Raw genomic sequence first — 14,165 nt, forward strand, 5'->3', positions numbered from 1 at the left:
TGCGAGGGGCAGAGCAGAGTGAATCGAGAACAAAAAGTGTCAGGCGCAGCTTTTTAGCAGGCAGCAGTCAGTTCGATTTCATCAGCTTATTGATTGCCGGTTCGACAATGTGCAGGAACAGGTCAACGTTATTAAAGGCGCGCGCTGCGACCATCGCACCGTGTACCGTTGCCATAAAAGATGCTGCCTCCGTCGCTGCACTTTCCCGCAAGGTAAATACGCCGCTCTTTTCGCCCCTTTTCAGCACGGCGGTCAGCCATTCGGTAAGGTCCGTAAAATGCCCGCTGACCTCCTTCGCCACCTCTTCAGGTAAAACCGGTAATTCCACCGCCAGCATGACGCAAATGCAGAAGGGCGAATCGTTGTTTTTAATGCAGGTGGACCAGTAATTCACATAGCCATGAATTTCGCCCAGTGCATCCCCGGCAAAGTGCTGGCTGGTTGCCGCCATTCCCGCCTGCGCCTGCTGACGATAATCACTGACTACCGCCTGCACCAAATCAGCTTTGTTTGGAAAGTGGTGATGAATACTGGCTTTGCGAATCTGTACGCGCTCGGCTATATCGGCGTAGCTAAAGCTTTTATAGCCGCCTGAGGTGAGCAGCATCCTGGCGTGATGCATGATTTCTGCGGCTTTCAGTGAACGTTCGGTATTCATGCATGCTCCGACAATAAAAATAAGGTAACGACTGTTCATCAATCTACTAGTAGGTAGGCAAGCAAGTCAACTGATATTCATCTGCATACAATGCAGCGTACTTTTGCCCTGGAGCCGTGATAGCTGACAGATGGCTCAGAGAACGCGCCGCTGTAAAACCATGATCTCTCAGGCCGCTGCCTTAGATGCAGCGCAACAGCCTGGAGAAGGACGTAATTGCTGTACTATCCCTTACCTCACAAATGAAACCGCAGCGCTACGTTAAACCCTTGTTCCGCCGCCACCACAATCGCATCCGGCTCCTCGCGAAAGGGAATATCGCCCAGCAGCAGGCTCGCTTTCACCTTCGCCAGATCGTCGCTGCGAAAGCTGAGCGCGGACATACGCGCCGAGCCGTCATAATCTGCCGGCAGCGAGCCGAAGCGCGTCTGCGCATAGGCGGCGGAGGCGAAACGCACCTTTGCTTCGCCCGCTTTCAGCACGAAGGCGCCATCCTGACAGGCGAGGATGCGATCCGCGCCGAACAGGTGACTGTAAACCTGAGCGGAGAGCGCCGGATCCTGCGCCACAATGACAAACTCGCTGATATTGCGCACGCCGTTAGGATGCGTCTGCCAGGCAGCCTGCCATACCGCATGCGGCGTGTCGTGCTGGCAGAAAAAGCTGCGGCCGTTGGGGATCAGCGCCGGGCGCAGCCGCACGGTGCGGAAGTGCGCCTCGCTCGCTTCGCCGTCCGGCAGCGTCACCGGCCGGTGAAACGCGGCGGGCGCGTCGCCGTCCAGATCCTGACGCTGCAGATGCAGCCAGGCGCTCTCTGCATCCTGGGTTTTCCATACCAGTCCGGTCAGGCCAGGCGGCGCCTGCCATAAATCTTTGCGCTGTTCGCCGCGGCCTGGCTCGTAGCCCAGCAGTTCAAGGTAGTTCTCGCCAAAAATCGCCAGATGGTTGCTGGAGCCGAGCGTATGGTGGCCGCGTTCGCTGAGCTGAAAGCCGAGCCGCCGGTAGAGCGCGCTCGCCTCATCCAGCCGATTCGCCACGTTAATGACCACATGATCCAGCACCGGTACGGGAACGGGAATAGCCTTCTCCTTTCTCCTCTTGTTCGTCATGCGCTGGCCACGATATCCAGGGCGCGCGGCGCAAGCTGCGTAAAATAGTCCACCGCCGTTTCGAGCATGCCTTCATCGGGATCGAACCCCGGATGATGCAGCCCGAACGCGCTGGCGCTGCCGATGCTGACAAAGGCGCCCGGCACATGGTGCAGATAGAAGGCGAAATCTTCGCCGCCCATCTGTGGCGTGCCGCGCTCGGTGGCGAAACCGCGCGCCTGCGCCAGATCCAGCGCAAAGTCGGCCCAGGCGGGAGTATTGACCAGCGCAGGCGGCCCGGCGATCCACTCCAGCTCCGCTTCCGCGCCGAAACCCGCGGCGATGCTGCCGATCAGCTGACGCATCCGGTGCGGGATCGCCTCGCGGATCGCGTCGTTATGGGTGCGCACCGTGCCTTCCAGCTCGACGCTTTGCGGCAGCACGTTCCAGCTGTTGCCGGCGGTAAAGCGCGTCACGCTCAGCACCACCGCCTCCAGCGCGCTGAAAACGCGGCTCGGCAGGGTCTGCAGCGCAGTAACGATATGGCTGCCGATCACAATCGAATCGATGCCCTCATGCGGCCGCGCGGCGTGCGCGCCCTTGCCGCGGATGCGGATGGTGAAGCGGTCAACGTTGGCGTAAAAGGCGCCGCCACGCGTGCGCAGCGTGCCGAGCGGCAGATCAGGCGCGTTATGCATGCCGAAAATCGCCTGCACGCCCTCCAGCGCGCCGGCGTCGATCAGCTGCTGCGCGCCGTCAAAGGTCTCTTCCGCGGGCTGGAACAGAATGCGCACCCGGCCAGGCAACAGCTGCTCCTGCTGGCGCAGGCGGTGCGCGACGCCAAGCATTACCGCGGTATGTAGGTCGTGGCCGCAGGCGTGCATTACGCCGGGCTGCTGCGACCGCCAGGGATGGTCGACAGCTTCATCAATCGGCAGCGCGTCGATATCGGCGCGCAGCGCGATGACGGGTTCGCCGTGGCCGATCTCCGCCACCACGCCGGTTTTCAGCGGCAGCGGCAGCAGACGAATATCGCCCTGGCGCAGCCAGCGCGTGATGCGCTCGGTGGTCTGAAATTCATGATTCGACAGCTCAGGATGCTGATGCAGCTCGCGCCGCCAGGCGATCAGTTGGTCAGATAACAACATGCTTATCCTTGTGCGTCAGAGGGCAAAAAGGGTTCGCCGAGCGTCAGCATCAGGCGGTTCGCCCAGGCGAAGAAGGCGGTTGACTGGATCAGGTCGAGCAGCGACAGCGTATCCAGCTGCTGGTCGAGCAGCGCCTGAAGCTGCTTCAGGTTGGTCGCAGGTGGCGTGACGGAGAGCGAGGCGGCGAAGTCGATCTCGGCGGCCCAGCGCGGCGACTGGCCGTGCGACAGCACCGCGCCGGGCGCGACGTTAAGTAATTTCTGCACCGCATCGTTATCTTTCGAGAGCTGTGACGCCTTTCGCGCGTGCACCGAGGCGCAGTAGATGCAGCCGTTGATCTTGCTCGCTACCGTCGCAGCCAGTTCGCGTTCGGCGCGCGGCAGTCCGCCGGCGGTGTAGAAGATGCCTTTATCGGTCAGGGTGCGCTGTTCCAGCACCGGCTGGTTGCGCGCCAGCAGGCGGAAATAGTCGGAGTCGCTGTGGCCGAAGCGCGCCAGAAGCGCCTGCTCTTCGGCATTAAATGCCTCCAGCGGCTTCGCCGCCAGCCAGGGTTCCCAGCCAAGTTCCGCCTGGGTAAAGGCGGTCAGCGCAGTCTGGCCGCTAAGGGTCTGCCCGGCGGTGTGCCAGCGGCCCGCAACGGCGGCGTGCGCCGGACTGCTGCTCTCTTCGCCCTGCAGCAGGCGCAAACCGGCCAGCAGGCGGCTCTGAAAGCTGATAAAGCCGACCAGCTGCGCCAGCGTCACCACGCCGCGCTCGCTCCAGCCTGCGTCGCGCAAGGCTGCAATATGCGCCGGCGCGGCGGCGACCGGCTCAACGGTCAGGCGCTGCGCAAAATCGCGCGCCTGCTGATGGCGCACGTCGTCGCTCAGCGGCTGATACGTCGGATGGGCGGCATAGTGGGCGCGCAGCCGTTCAGCGCCGTGCCATTCGGCCACCTGCGCCGCCAGCGCGAGGCGCTCGGCCAGCGGAAAATCGCTCTCCTGCTGGCTAAACAGCACCTCGTAGCTGCCCTGCGCGTGGCGGGTCGCGGCATCGCGCGTGGCCCGCGCCTGCGCCAGCGCGCTGGCGGGATCGATATCGGCCAGGTCAGCCAGCAGATCGTGAGAATGGGTCATAGGGTCTCCTGAGAGGTGAGCGTGCGCAGCCAGGGCGCAAGCTGTTCGGCGATAAGTTCGATGGAGCGCAGCGTATCGGCAGGCGACGGCTCGACCGAGTGCACCTGAAAAGAGATATCGGTGACGCGCGGCAGCACGCTGTCCTGCGCTAGCGAGGCGCGCACCGTGACGGCGTCACCGACGTGGGCGTCGAACTGCGCGAAAAGATCGTCCAGCGATTCGCCGCGCAGCGCATGGCCGGCGGCGCGGTACTGCTGCGCCTGCTGGCGGATGCCCGGCTCCGCGACGCGGCGCGCATAGCTGTCTGAATCAGCGATAAAGGCGGTGCGCGAAGCGAGAATGCGCGGCGCAACTCCGGCGGGCAGCGCGTCGAGATAGGCGTCGATAAGCGGATTCTGTATCGCATCCAGCGGCAGCGCGGGATCCCAGGCCGGGCGCGGCTGGGTTCGCGATAGCATCAGCCCGTGTCCGGCGGCCCCGGCACGCGCTGCGCCTTCGATAGAGAAAGTGGCGATCCAGACGCGCTGCGCCAGCTGCGGCGCAGCGGGATAGAGATGGTTGTCGGGATGCGCCAGCGAATCGCCGCGCCAGGCGCCGAGCAGCTGATGCAGGTTGTCGGCGAAGGCGGCGGCGCGCTGGTCGAAGGTCAGGCCGAACGGCAGAAAGGAGTCTGGCGTGCCGCCGGAGCCCAGTCCAATCTCCAGCCGTCCTTCAGCCAGCAGATCCAGCACCGCCGCATCCTCCGCCACGCGCAGGGCGTTCTCCATCGGCAGGGTGATAATCGCCGTGCCGAGGCGAATGGTGCGGGTATGCGCGGCGACGTGCGCCAGAAACACCAGCGGCGCCGGCAGGCCGCCTTCCGCCTCGTGAAAATGGTGCTGGGCGATCCAGGCGCTGTCGAAGCCGAGCCGTTCCGCGTGCTGGATCTGTTCGGTCGCCAGGCGGTAGCGCTGCTGCGCAGGCGCCTTATCCAGCAGTCGGGTGAAAAAGCCAATACGTCGCCTCATGCGGAAGCCCTCATACGCGGAGTGAACTGCGGAATGGCGGCGATCAGTTCGCGGGTATAGGGGTGCTGCGGGGCGGCGAACAGGGTGACAACGTCACCGCTTTCCACCACTTCGCCTGCGCGCAATACCGTGACGCTGTCGGCCATATGGCGCACCGTCGCCAGATCGTGGGTGATAAACAGATAGGTGAGTCCCAGCTCGTTTTGCAGCTGTTGCAGCAGCAGCAGGATCTGCGCCTGAACGGTCACGTCGAGCGCCGAGGTCGCCTCGTCCAGCACCAGAATGTCGGGGTTGAGGATCAGCGCGCGGGCAAGGGCGACGCGCTGACGCTGGCCACCAGAAAGTTCGCGCGCGCCGCGCGACAGCATCTCAGCAGGCAGCGCCACGCGCTCGGCGACCGCTTCAACCCGCCGCCGACGCTCAGAGGCGCCGAGCCGTTCGAAGTTGCGCAGCGGCTCCTCAATGATCTGCAACAGCGTCTGGCGCGGATCGAGCGAGGCGAACGGGTTCTGATAGACGAACTGGATCTTACGCCGCAGCTGGCGCAGCGCTTCGCCGCGCAGGCTGCCGACGGGCGTGCCGTCCAGCGTCACGCTGCCGCTGTCCGCCCGTTCGAAGCCGAGCAGAATGCGCGCCAGCGTGGTCTTACCGGAGCCGGATTCGCCCACCAGCGCGTGCGTCGAGGCACGCGCCACCTGAAAACTGACGTTGTGCAGCGCCTGCAGCTGCCTGTTTTTGCCCAGCGCGAAGCGCTTGCCGAAGCCGGCGGCGTCGATCGCGGGCGTCGCCAGCCGGTCGGGCGCGCGCCGTGTGACGCGATGCGGCGCCGCATCCCGCAACAGCTGGCGGGTATAAGGATGCTGCGGCGTGCCGACCAACTGTGCGGCAGGCCCCGACTCCTGAATCTCGCCGTGGCGAAACACCATAATGCGATCCGCACGCTCGGCCGCCAGCGCCAAATCGTGGGTAACGAACAGCACGGCGGTGCCGGACTCGCGGCGCAGCGCGTCGAGCAGATCGAGGATGCGCTTCTGTACCGTCACGTCGAGCGCGCTGGTGGGCTCGTCGGCGATAATCAGATCCGGGCTAAGCGCCAGCGCGATAGCGATCAGCACGCGCTGTTTCATACCGCCCGACAGCTGGTGCGGATATTGATCGACGCGCTGCTGCGGATGGCTCAGGCCGACGCGCGTCAGCAGCTCTACCACGCGGCGGCGGCGTGCGTCGCCGCTGAGTGCGGTGTGCAGGAGCAGGATCTCCTCCAGCTGCGCGCCGACGGTTTTCACCGGATTGAGCGAATTGCCGGGATCCTGCGGCACCAGGCTGATGCGCACGCCGCGCAGCCGGTCGAGCCGCTTCTGCGTCCAGTCGGCGATATCTTCGCCGTTGAGGCGGATCTCGCCGCCGTCGCGACGGCCATTCTCCGCCATCAGCCCGATAATCGCCTGTGCGGTGGTGGTTTTGCCGGAGCCCGATTCGCCCACCAGCGCCACCATTTCCCCGGCCCGGAGTTCAAAGCTGACGTCATGCACCACCTGACGCCACTGATGCCCGCTGCGATAGCTCAGGCTGAGATGTTTCACCGCCAGCAGCGGCGCGGATGCGCTCATCGGCGACCTCCTGCAATCTGAATGCTGATGCGATTGGCGGCCAGCACCACGGCGATCACCAGCATGCCGGGGAAGGTGGTAAGCCACCATGCGGTAGAGAGATAGTTGCGGCCTTCGGCGATCAGCAGCCCCCATTCGGGCGCGGGCGGCGGCGTGCCGTAGCCGAGAAAGCTGAGCGTCGAGAGCGCGAGGATCGCCTGGCCGAACTGCAGCGCGGCGAAGGCGATCACCGGCATCAGCGCGTTGGGCAAAATATGGCGGCGCAGCACGGCGAAAAAGGTGCCGCCGCTGCCGAAGGCCGCCTCGACGTAGTCGCTGTGGCGGATGCGCACCACTTCGCCGCGCGCCAGTCGGGCAAAGCTGGCGATTGACGCCATGCCCACCGCCAGCGCAGCGTGCAGCGTGCCGAAGCCGAGCAGGATCAGCACGCTCAACGACAGCAGCAGAGAAGGGATGGCGAGCAGCACGTCGACGGCGCGCATAATCAACGTCTCGGTTTTGCCGCCGCTGGCGCCCGCCAGCACGCCGAGCGCAGTGCCTGCCGTCAGCCCCATCGCCACGGCGATCAGCGCGGCGGAGAGCGACGCCGAGGCGCCGTACACCATACGCGCCCAGAGATCGCGTCCCAGCTGATCGGTGCCGAGCCAGTGCCCCGCCTGCGGCGCCAGACGCTGCGCCCCGGCGATGCCTTCGGTGGCGCTCCAGGCGGTAAACAACGCGGGCGCGATGGCAGCGCCCACAGCCAGCCCTATCACCAGCCACGCCAGCCATAAGCCTGGCTGCACGCGCAGCGTCTGGCGTCCGCTTAAGGCGCGGCGCGCGGTTGAGTAATCGACAAGGCTCACAGGGCACCTCCCGCCACGCGCTGCAGGCGCGGATCGAACAGCGGCATCAGCAGATCCACCAGCAGGTTGATCGCCACGAAGCCGAGCGCCGAGATCATCACCACCGCCTGCAGCACCGCGACATCCTGATTATTTACCGCCTGCTGCGTCAGCTGGCCGAGACCGCCGAGGCCGAACACCGTTTCGGTGATCAGCGCGCCGGCGATCAGCTCGCCCAGCAGCAGTCCGGCGATGGTCAGCACCGGCAGCATGGCGTTACGCAAGACGTGACGCCACAGCACGCGGCTTTCGCTTGCGCCTTTGGCGCGCGCCACTGCCACAAAGGGCTGGGTCGAAACCTCATCGATGCTGCGCAGCAGGATCTGCGCCAGCGGCGCGGAGATCGGCACCGCCACCGTGACGATGGGCAGCAGCAGGCCCTGCCACGGCGAGGGGTTGATCACCGGAATCCAGCGCAGCTGAAAAGAGAAGATCTGGATCAGCGCGATGCCGAGCCAGAAGGTCGGAATAGAGATAAGCAGCGCGGGGAGCGACTGCAGCAGCGCACGCAGGCCGCGCAGCGCGGGCTGACGCGACAGCGCCGCCAGCGCGAACGCCAGCAGCGTCGCCAGCAGAAATCCGCACAGCGCCAGGCGCAGCGTGCCCGGCAGATTATCGGCGATCTGCGCGCTCACCGGCACGCCCGCCTGCACCGAAAAGCCGAAGTCGCCGCGCAGCATGGCGAGCAGCGTATGCAGATACTGTTGCCACAGCGGGCTGTCCGCGCCGTAGGCGAGGCGCATCTCCGCAATCTGCTGCGGGCTCAGCCCCAAATCCGGGTTCTGAAACTTAATCAGCACCGCGTCGCCGGGCAGCACCTGCAGCAGCACAAAGGAGAGGGTAAAGGCCGCCCATAGTACCAGCAGCCCGCTAGCCAGCCGTCGCAGCAGATAGTGTTGCATCATTTATCCCGCCTTAATGTTTTTCCAGCCAGGCGCCGTAAAACGCCGGGCGCCCGACCGCTTCAAAGCGCACCCCTTTCAGCCAGGGCGCGCCGGCAAACACCTGCGGTTCCTCGAAGATCGGAATGACGTAGGCGTTATCCAGCAGATAGCGCTGCGCGTCGCCCGCTAGCTGCAGGCGCTTCGCCGGATCGACCTCGGCGGAGATCGCCAGCAGCAGCGCGTTGAGCTTGTCGTCGCGGAAGCTCTGCACTTTGTCGCTGGAGCCGCCTTTTTGCAGCAGCGCGTCGCGGTTGCTGGGGTAGAACTGGCTTTTGATGACGTCGGGATCGGCGCGGCCCACTTCCGAGACGGTCAGCGGCGTTTTCAGCGGATCGAGGCTGTCGAGGGTCTTGCTGCCCGTGTCGCCCGCTTTCACCGTCAGCGTCACGCCGACCTGACGCCACTGCTGGGCAATCAGCTGCAGCACCTCTTTGTTCTGCGGCTGCGGCAGCGATTCATAGATGGTCAGCGCCAGCGGCTTGCCCGCTTTGGCGCGGATGCCGTCGGCGCCCGCCTTCCAGCCCGCTTCGTCCAGCAGCTTTTTCGCCTGTTCCGGATCGAACGTCAGCCTGTCGCTGAGATCGACGAAGCCCGCCGCGCTGGCGGCGATCACTGATTTAGCCTGCGGGTAGTTGGGCGAGAAGAGGGTATCGACCACCTGCTTCGCGTTGGTGGCGTGCAGCAGCGCCTGACGCACGCGCAGGTCGCTCACCAGCGGGTTGTCCGGACGGAAGCTGATACTGTCGTTTACGCCGCGCGTCGGCGCCGCGTAAAGCGGGAAGTGCTGATCTTTCGCCTGCTTCTCGTCATAGGCCTGCACCTGACGGATCACGTCCGCCTGGCCCGCCAGCAGCGCGCCGATGCGCACGCTGTCTTCCGGCGTGACGATGATTTTGATGCCGTCAAGATTGGCGGGCCCCTGCTGCTGGCCGTTTTTCGGCCCCCACTGGTAGCCTTTGCGCGCGATCAGGTCGACCTCGCGGCCCAGCTTTTCGTCGCTGACCACGAAGGGGCCGGAGCCGATAATATGTCGCGCGTCGCCAAGCTGGTCGAAATTACGCGCCAGCGTACTGAGCGAAACCAAACCGGAACCGATGGTGGCGGTGCCCTGTAAAAAACCGGGCGAGGGCTTTTTGAAATAGAACTTCACCGTCAGGAGATCGATAACTTCGCTGTGGTCGTAGTTATTAATCACTTCAGAGACTGGCAGGCGCTGCGCTTTATTACCCAGACCGTAGGTATCGAAGTTTTTCGCGACCGCGTTGGCGTCTAGCGGCGTGCCGTCGGAGAAGGTGACGCCGGGCCGCAGCTTAAAGGTATATTCGGTTTTATCCCCATTGCTGCTCCAGCTCTCGGCAATCCAGGGTTCGACCTGCAATGTTTCCGGGTTCTGCCAGGTGAGCTTATCGGTAATTTGATTAAGGATGCCGCCGTTAGGATAGAAGCCGCCCGCAGGCGGATAAAGATTGGTGTGCGCCTGCTGCTCAAGATAGATCAGCGTGCCGCCTTTCACCGGCGTCTCCGCCGCGTGAACGGTGATACTCCCTGCAAGCAGAGCAAATGCCAGCGCGCGCGGCAGTGGCGAAAAAGTGAAACGCGTCATGTGAATTCCTTTGTTATCAACTGTCTTAAAAGACGGAATTCATCATCGGACGCGGCGCAGGCCAAATGAACCAACGAATTGCGCAAAGCTTATCTGAAAATAACAAATAACGCCGGATTAAGGAGACAAGCGTCATTCGCCAGAGAGGATGGGTTTTATTATTTCTCTCGCTATCCGCTTTTATTTATTTCAGGAGCGCACTGCCCGGCAGAAATAACAGCCGCTATGCCATTTTTCGCGATCCTTTTTTCATATTTGTTGTTTTACTAAATTCAAAGTTGCGTTAACAAGCGTTAATAGCGTTTAAGTCTCTTGAGGTTTCCAAATAACATCATTGGCTTATATGATTTTTACGCCTAAAGGTGCATTAAGCTGCGTTATTCCGTATAGCTTAAACTAAGTGTTTTTGTGTACACTATTGGGTATAGGTAATCATGACGGTGTACACAATGCTGACAGACACAAAACTGCGAAAATCTCTAGGGAAGCGCCGTGATGCAGTAGAAGTTTTATCTGATGCACATGGCCTAAATGTCCGCCTTTCAGTGGCCGGCGCAGTGACCTTTTTTTATCGTTACCGCTGGAATGGAAAACCAGCCCAAATAACTATTGGTGAATATCCCCATTTATCTTTGAGCGAGGCAAGGGAGCGGCGTCAGTTATACAGAAAATGGCTTACTGAAGGTGTCGATCCTCGCCAGCAGGTAAAATTTGAAAAGAAAAACAAATCCGAAGCGATGACGGTTGATGAGGCTTATGCCTATTGGGAGCAGTTTTATTGCCGCCCTGAGGGCATCGTAGGACTTCCAAGTAACAGACGATGCTATGAGCGGCATATTAAGCCGACGCTTGGCAATGCTGTTGTTGATCAGACCACCAAGGGTCACTGGATATCGACATTCGATGCGATGGGAAGGACTGTGATGGCGGGTGAAATGCTTTCCATCATGAAAAGGGCCTTTCGTTTTTGCTCAAACCGTGGCGTCATCAATAACAACCCGCTTGAATCGCTGCGCAGATCTGACGTTGGCACGTCGCCTGCTTACCAGGACAGAAAGCTGTCTGATGCTGAGATAAAAGTTATCTGGGAAGAACTGGATACTTTGCCATTGCATAAACAGGTGGTGGTAAGATTTTTACTACTTACCGGTTGCCGAACTGCGGAAATCAGAAAGGCGAAATGGAAGTGGTTCGACTTCAAAGACAAAACATGGACAATTCCGGCCGAGGAATACAAAACCGGCAAAACAATCAGAAGAGCGATGGGGGACGTTACGGTTTCAATGATGAAAACTGTTCAGAGCTTGTCTAACACTGAGCTTGTACTGACTAAAATGAATTCTCGAGTAAAACTGCCGGCGCCGCTGAATCAAGGGCAGGTCTCCGAGTATGCTCGCTTCATCTCTAACAGAACTGGTCTCGAGCCCTGGACACTTCACGATATCAGGAGAACGGTGGCAACGCGCCTTTCTGAACTGGGCGCGCCGCCACACGTCATTGAGAAGTTACTTGGCCACCAGATGGGTGGCGTTATGGCTCGTTATAACCTTCACGACTATCTTGAAGATCAACGCCATTGGCTGAAAGTGTGGCACGATCATCTTGAGAAGGTTGTTGGCCGCCCGCTGATAAAGAATTAACCTCATCTTCCCATTTCATGATTTCTGATAGCCGCCAGCGATCTGGAGCTCCTGGAATAGTTGGCGGCGGGAAAGGACGGCTGAACCGCTTAGGCATGCGTTTAGGCGTTCTCCAGAACTGCAGAGTGCTGCGGGAAATTTTAAACCGCGCCATTACATCTTGAGTTCGCAAAATCTCTTCTTTAAATTCCATTTTCTGCCTCCGCCTTCAGTTTCGCCCGGTGATCACATGCCAGAAACGCAGCGCGCGAGAAATACCGCTTCATTTCTTTGATGAGGCAGTCAGTATGAGCATCGCGGAATCCCACATTACGCTCTTTCTCCTGCTGCCGAAGAATAGCTAGGCGATTGCAGATTGCCGCACGGATGCCTTGCTTCTTCTTCAGTGCGTATCGGGCTCGAGTCTCCCAGTCACGGTCTTTACCTTCCGGAAACTCCAGCTGCAGCTTGATTTGCTCGATGCTGGCGCCGACGTTCTCCAGCGCCTGCAGGGCTTCAGTAATTGTGGTGATGTTGTTCAAGTCGCTGTATTTCATTTTTCCACCTTTGGCGCGGCTTCAATCATGGCTTTGAAAACCTGATAGGGCGCATCTGAAGATATTTTGCTGTATTCGTGTGTAGAGCCGTCTTCACAGCTATCGAATCCGTGATCGATACACTCTTCAAACCTATCCTGGCCAGCGGCCACCATTTCTTTGGTTGGCTCAATTGGGACCGGCATCCAACCAGATGGAATGTTAAAGCGCTCCATATCGGCTAGGGCTTGTTTGGCCAGCTGGTGAACGATGTTCTCTTCTGGCCAGAAAGTTACAAGGCGGCGCAGGTGGATTGGGTCACGCGCCAGCTTGCTGTTATGCTCGATCATCACTTCTGTTGCTGAAATTCGTGTCATCACACTGCTCCTATCGCATGCTGGACAATCTTGTAACCGCGTTTGCGAGGCTTCTTCTTTGGCTCGATCTTTACCGGCGCTACCTTCGGCGCAGGCGGGCGCGCCGGGCTTTGACCATTGCGCATAAAACGCTTCTGGTTCATCTGCCACACGATGCGCTGGGAGTGATCGCAGCCGTCATCAATCTTGACGCTGGCTTTTACCAGTGTGTCGTTGAGGTCTGCCATTTCACGCTGCGTCATTTCGCCGCCTCCATTGTGGCCGCACGGTATGCACGAAGCCCGCGGTTAACCGGCCCGCTGATAACTGTTTTCCGGATGAAGATGCCTGACGTTCTGGCGATCACATCAGCAGAGAGAAGGGCAGCATCCACTGCCCGGTTGTGCCGGCGAAACTCCAGCAGGCTGCTGGTGATAGTCAGCGTGGCTACAGCGCCTTTATCGACGAAATCAAATTTCATCTGCCTTCTCCTTTTCAATCATGGCTTCAACCATTTCCTGCCCGCCAAAATGCATGACCATTTCCCCGTAACGATTGAAGCAGGCATTGATCCATCGAATGCCGCGGGGCTTAAGCTTTGGCACAGTTCCCCAGTCCACAAAGTCTGAGTTAATACCTTCTGCAAACGCATCCATGTCCAGCAGGCTGATATAGCGAGCGCGGCGTTCTTTGAGGCCTTTGCCTTTTTCCGCAAGGTGGGTATCGATAAAACCTTGAACCGCGTGCTGGCTCAGTGAAATATCGCCATACTGGTGACGGAAAACCGGGCGGCGATGCATGCTTACCAGGTGAAAAAGGTAAGCGTCAGCCAGCCATTGCAGAGCCTGCTGATGGCTCCGCTGAATATCATTTATCAGCATGACTAACCTCCCACCCAATTACCTGAAATAGCCCCATGGCGGGATGGAACCACTTTGTGCCGCGCTGCTGTGCTTCAGTCATCATTCCGCGAAACGCCTTCATGAAATCAGCTTCCAGCACGATCTTCATCGGGCGTGGCTGGCCCTCTGGCGTCATGATGGTTATTGTGTCTGTAGGGATGTTGTAGCCTTTCACCAGAGTCCGGCATTTGGCGTCTGTCATGCCGCATTTAACTCTCAGCACCGAATATCCTGCCCAGCCAGCTGGAATAGAGCCGCGCTTAATTTTCTCTACGGTCTCAGCCACTTCATCGACCTTACTTTCAACGCTGTTCAACCGGCGCTCCTGCTCAAACTGGGCCAGCGCATAAGCCAGGTTAAGTTCGGCCTGTGATTTCGGGCGCGCACGTTCTTCTTCCAGCTCTTTCCAGCGGTCTACCAGACGAGCAGTAAACTCAGGGCAAAGCTGAGCTACAACTATGATGCTGTCACGCTTACCTTGTTCACCTTCCAGCTGATAAGCATCGGCAAATCGATTTGGGCTAGTTGATTGTTTATTCTCAACTTTCACCACTGGTGGGAGTTGGATGATTTCCATTTCTGACAGACGCTCAATGGTGCGTTTTACGCTGTCGTGGCGGCTGCCCACCAGGTCAGCAATATCCAGACTGGTCATGGTTGGCTGCGAAGCGGTACCGATAATGAAGTTATTCATA

The 14,165-nt window shown here is 60.2% G+C and carries 16 protein-coding genes; 1 reads left to right on the forward strand and 15 read right to left on the reverse strand.

Annotated elements, in window-relative coordinates; all coding sequences use genetic code 11:
• Window positions 1-67 precede the first annotated feature (67 nt).
• The 9 genes from JS46_RS04775 to JS46_RS04815 form a co-directional block, all read right to left on the reverse strand.
• A complete protein-coding gene (locus tag JS46_RS04775; protein ID WP_033748546.1) occupies window positions 68-658 on the reverse strand; it encodes a TetR/AcrR family transcriptional regulator in 591 nt (196 codons plus the stop codon).
• Window positions 659-894: 236 nt separating this feature from the next.
• Entirely contained in the window at window positions 895-1,767 is an 873-nt protein-coding gene (locus tag JS46_RS04780) for a VOC family protein (protein ID WP_033748548.1), read from the reverse strand.
• A complete protein-coding gene (locus JS46_RS04785) occupies window positions 1,764-2,894 on the reverse strand; it encodes an amidohydrolase (protein ID WP_369799137.1) in 1,131 nt (376 codons plus the stop codon). The genes JS46_RS04780 and JS46_RS04785 overlap by 4 nt, the downstream gene beginning before the upstream one ends.
• Before the next feature lie 2 nt (window positions 2,895-2,896).
• On the reverse strand, window positions 2,897-4,009 hold the full coding sequence (locus tag JS46_RS04790) for an alkylhydroperoxidase domain protein (RefSeq protein WP_033748552.1): 1,113 nt from the start codon (window positions 4,007-4,009) through the stop codon (window positions 2,897-2,899).
• Window positions 4,006-5,016, reverse strand: a complete 1,011-nt coding sequence (locus tag JS46_RS04795) for a putative FMN-dependent luciferase-like monooxygenase (protein WP_033748554.1) — start codon at window positions 5,014-5,016, stop codon at window positions 4,006-4,008. Before JS46_RS04795 ends, JS46_RS04790 begins: the two co-directional genes overlap by 4 nt.
• Window positions 5,013-6,626 (reverse strand): ABC transporter ATP-binding protein, encoded by a 1,614-nt coding sequence (locus tag JS46_RS04800; protein WP_033748557.1) that lies wholly within the window; start codon window positions 6,624-6,626, stop codon window positions 5,013-5,015. Before JS46_RS04800 ends, JS46_RS04795 begins: the two co-directional genes overlap by 4 nt.
• The gene (locus JS46_RS04805; protein WP_033748558.1) at window positions 6,623-7,471 is read right to left on the reverse strand and encodes an ABC transporter permease; all 849 of its coding nucleotides are present in this window, start codon (window positions 7,469-7,471) and stop codon (window positions 6,623-6,625) included. Before JS46_RS04805 ends, JS46_RS04800 begins: the two co-directional genes overlap by 4 nt.
• Window positions 7,468-8,412, reverse strand: coding sequence for an ABC transporter permease (locus JS46_RS04810; protein WP_200879021.1), 945 nt, complete (start codon window positions 8,410-8,412; stop codon window positions 7,468-7,470). The genes JS46_RS04805 and JS46_RS04810 overlap by 4 nt, the downstream gene beginning before the upstream one ends.
• Before the next feature lie 13 nt (window positions 8,413-8,425).
• Complete coding sequence (locus tag JS46_RS04815) at window positions 8,426-10,057, reverse strand: TIGR04028 family ABC transporter substrate-binding protein (RefSeq protein ID WP_033748562.1); 1,632 nt, start codon at window positions 10,055-10,057, stop codon at window positions 8,426-8,428.
• A gap of 449 nt (window positions 10,058-10,506) precedes the next feature.
• On the opposite strand from JS46_RS04815, the gene JS46_RS04820 reads away from it, so the two are divergent.
• Window positions 10,507-11,697: a site-specific integrase gene (locus tag JS46_RS04820; RefSeq protein ID WP_033748564.1), complete on the forward strand. Its 1,191-nt coding sequence runs from the start codon at window positions 10,507-10,509 to the stop codon at window positions 11,695-11,697.
• A 182-nt stretch (window positions 11,698-11,879) separates the two neighbouring features.
• Here JS46_RS04820 and JS46_RS04825 read toward each other — a convergent pair whose 3' ends face one another.
• From JS46_RS04825 to JS46_RS04850, 6 genes are read right to left on the reverse strand one after another with little or no spacing between them, the layout of a single operon-like run.
• The gene (locus tag JS46_RS04825) at window positions 11,880-12,233 is read right to left on the reverse strand and encodes a hypothetical protein (RefSeq protein ID WP_051905567.1); all 354 of its coding nucleotides are present in this window, start codon (window positions 12,231-12,233) and stop codon (window positions 11,880-11,882) included.
• Complete coding sequence (locus tag JS46_RS04830) at window positions 12,230-12,589, reverse strand: hypothetical protein (protein ID WP_152560668.1); 360 nt, start codon at window positions 12,587-12,589, stop codon at window positions 12,230-12,232. The genes JS46_RS04825 and JS46_RS04830 overlap by 4 nt, the downstream gene beginning before the upstream one ends.
• Entirely contained in the window at window positions 12,589-12,831 is a 243-nt protein-coding gene (locus JS46_RS04835) for a hypothetical protein (RefSeq protein WP_051905568.1), read from the reverse strand. The genes JS46_RS04830 and JS46_RS04835 overlap by 1 nt, the downstream gene beginning before the upstream one ends.
• Complete coding sequence (locus tag JS46_RS04840; RefSeq protein WP_033748569.1) at window positions 12,828-13,049, reverse strand: hypothetical protein; 222 nt, start codon at window positions 13,047-13,049, stop codon at window positions 12,828-12,830. The genes JS46_RS04835 and JS46_RS04840 overlap by 4 nt, the downstream gene beginning before the upstream one ends.
• On the reverse strand, window positions 13,039-13,449 hold the full coding sequence (locus JS46_RS04845) for a hypothetical protein (protein ID WP_033748571.1): 411 nt from the start codon (window positions 13,447-13,449) through the stop codon (window positions 13,039-13,041). The genes JS46_RS04840 and JS46_RS04845 overlap by 11 nt, the downstream gene beginning before the upstream one ends.
• Window positions 13,436-14,164, reverse strand: a complete 729-nt coding sequence (locus JS46_RS04850; RefSeq protein ID WP_033748572.1) for a Rha family transcriptional regulator — start codon at window positions 14,162-14,164, stop codon at window positions 13,436-13,438. Before JS46_RS04850 ends, JS46_RS04845 begins: the two co-directional genes overlap by 14 nt.
• Window position 14,165: the final 1 nt, after the last annotated feature.

This window comes from Pantoea sp. NGS-ED-1003, from assembly GCF_000738765.1.
Classification (GTDB): Bacteria; Pseudomonadota; Gammaproteobacteria; order Enterobacterales; family Enterobacteriaceae; genus Pantoea; species Pantoea septica.

What these genes read in the sequence shown, in the direction of transcription:
- JS46_RS04815 (WP_033748562.1), bottom strand. Translation starts at nt 10,057, where the DNA reads ATGACGCGTTTCACTTTTTCGCCACTGCCGCGCGCGCTGGCATTTGCT.
- JS46_RS04775 (WP_033748546.1), bottom strand. Translation starts at nt 658, where the DNA reads ATGAATACCGAACGTTCACTGAAAGCCGCAGAAATCATGCATCACGCC.
- JS46_RS04845 (WP_033748571.1), bottom strand. Translation starts at nt 13,449, where the DNA reads ATGCTGATAAATGATATTCAGCGGAGCCATCAGCAGGCTCTGCAATGG.
- JS46_RS04830 (WP_152560668.1), bottom strand. Translation starts at nt 12,589, where the DNA reads ATGACACGAATTTCAGCAACAGAAGTGATGATCGAGCATAACAGCAAG.
- JS46_RS04840 (WP_033748569.1), bottom strand. Translation starts at nt 13,049, where the DNA reads ATGAAATTTGATTTCGTCGATAAAGGCGCTGTAGCCACGCTGACTATC.
- JS46_RS04835 (WP_051905568.1), bottom strand. Translation starts at nt 12,831, where the DNA reads ATGACGCAGCGTGAAATGGCAGACCTCAACGACACACTGGTAAAAGCC.
- JS46_RS04800 (WP_033748557.1), bottom strand. Translation starts at nt 6,626, where the DNA reads ATGAGCGCATCCGCGCCGCTGCTGGCGGTGAAACATCTCAGCCTGAGC.
- JS46_RS04790 (WP_033748552.1), bottom strand. Translation starts at nt 4,009, where the DNA reads ATGACCCATTCTCACGATCTGCTGGCTGACCTGGCCGATATCGATCCC.
- JS46_RS04820 (WP_033748564.1), top strand. Translation starts at nt 10,507, where the DNA reads ATGCTGACAGACACAAAACTGCGAAAATCTCTAGGGAAGCGCCGTGAT.
- JS46_RS04795 (WP_033748554.1), bottom strand. Translation starts at nt 5,016, where the DNA reads ATGAGGCGACGTATTGGCTTTTTCACCCGACTGCTGGATAAGGCGCCT.
- JS46_RS04810 (WP_200879021.1), bottom strand. Translation starts at nt 8,412, where the DNA reads ATGCAACACTATCTGCTGCGACGGCTGGCTAGCGGGCTGCTGGTACTA.
- JS46_RS04780 (WP_033748548.1), bottom strand. Translation starts at nt 1,767, where the DNA reads ATGACGAACAAGAGGAGAAAGGAGAAGGCTATTCCCGTTCCCGTACCG.
- JS46_RS04850 (WP_033748572.1), bottom strand. Translation starts at nt 14,164, where the DNA reads ATGAATAACTTCATTATCGGTACCGCTTCGCAGCCAACCATGACCAGT.
- JS46_RS04785 (WP_369799137.1), bottom strand. Translation starts at nt 2,894, where the DNA reads ATGTTGTTATCTGACCAACTGATCGCCTGGCGGCGCGAGCTGCATCAG.
- JS46_RS04825 (WP_051905567.1), bottom strand. Translation starts at nt 12,233, where the DNA reads ATGAAATACAGCGACTTGAACAACATCACCACAATTACTGAAGCCCTG.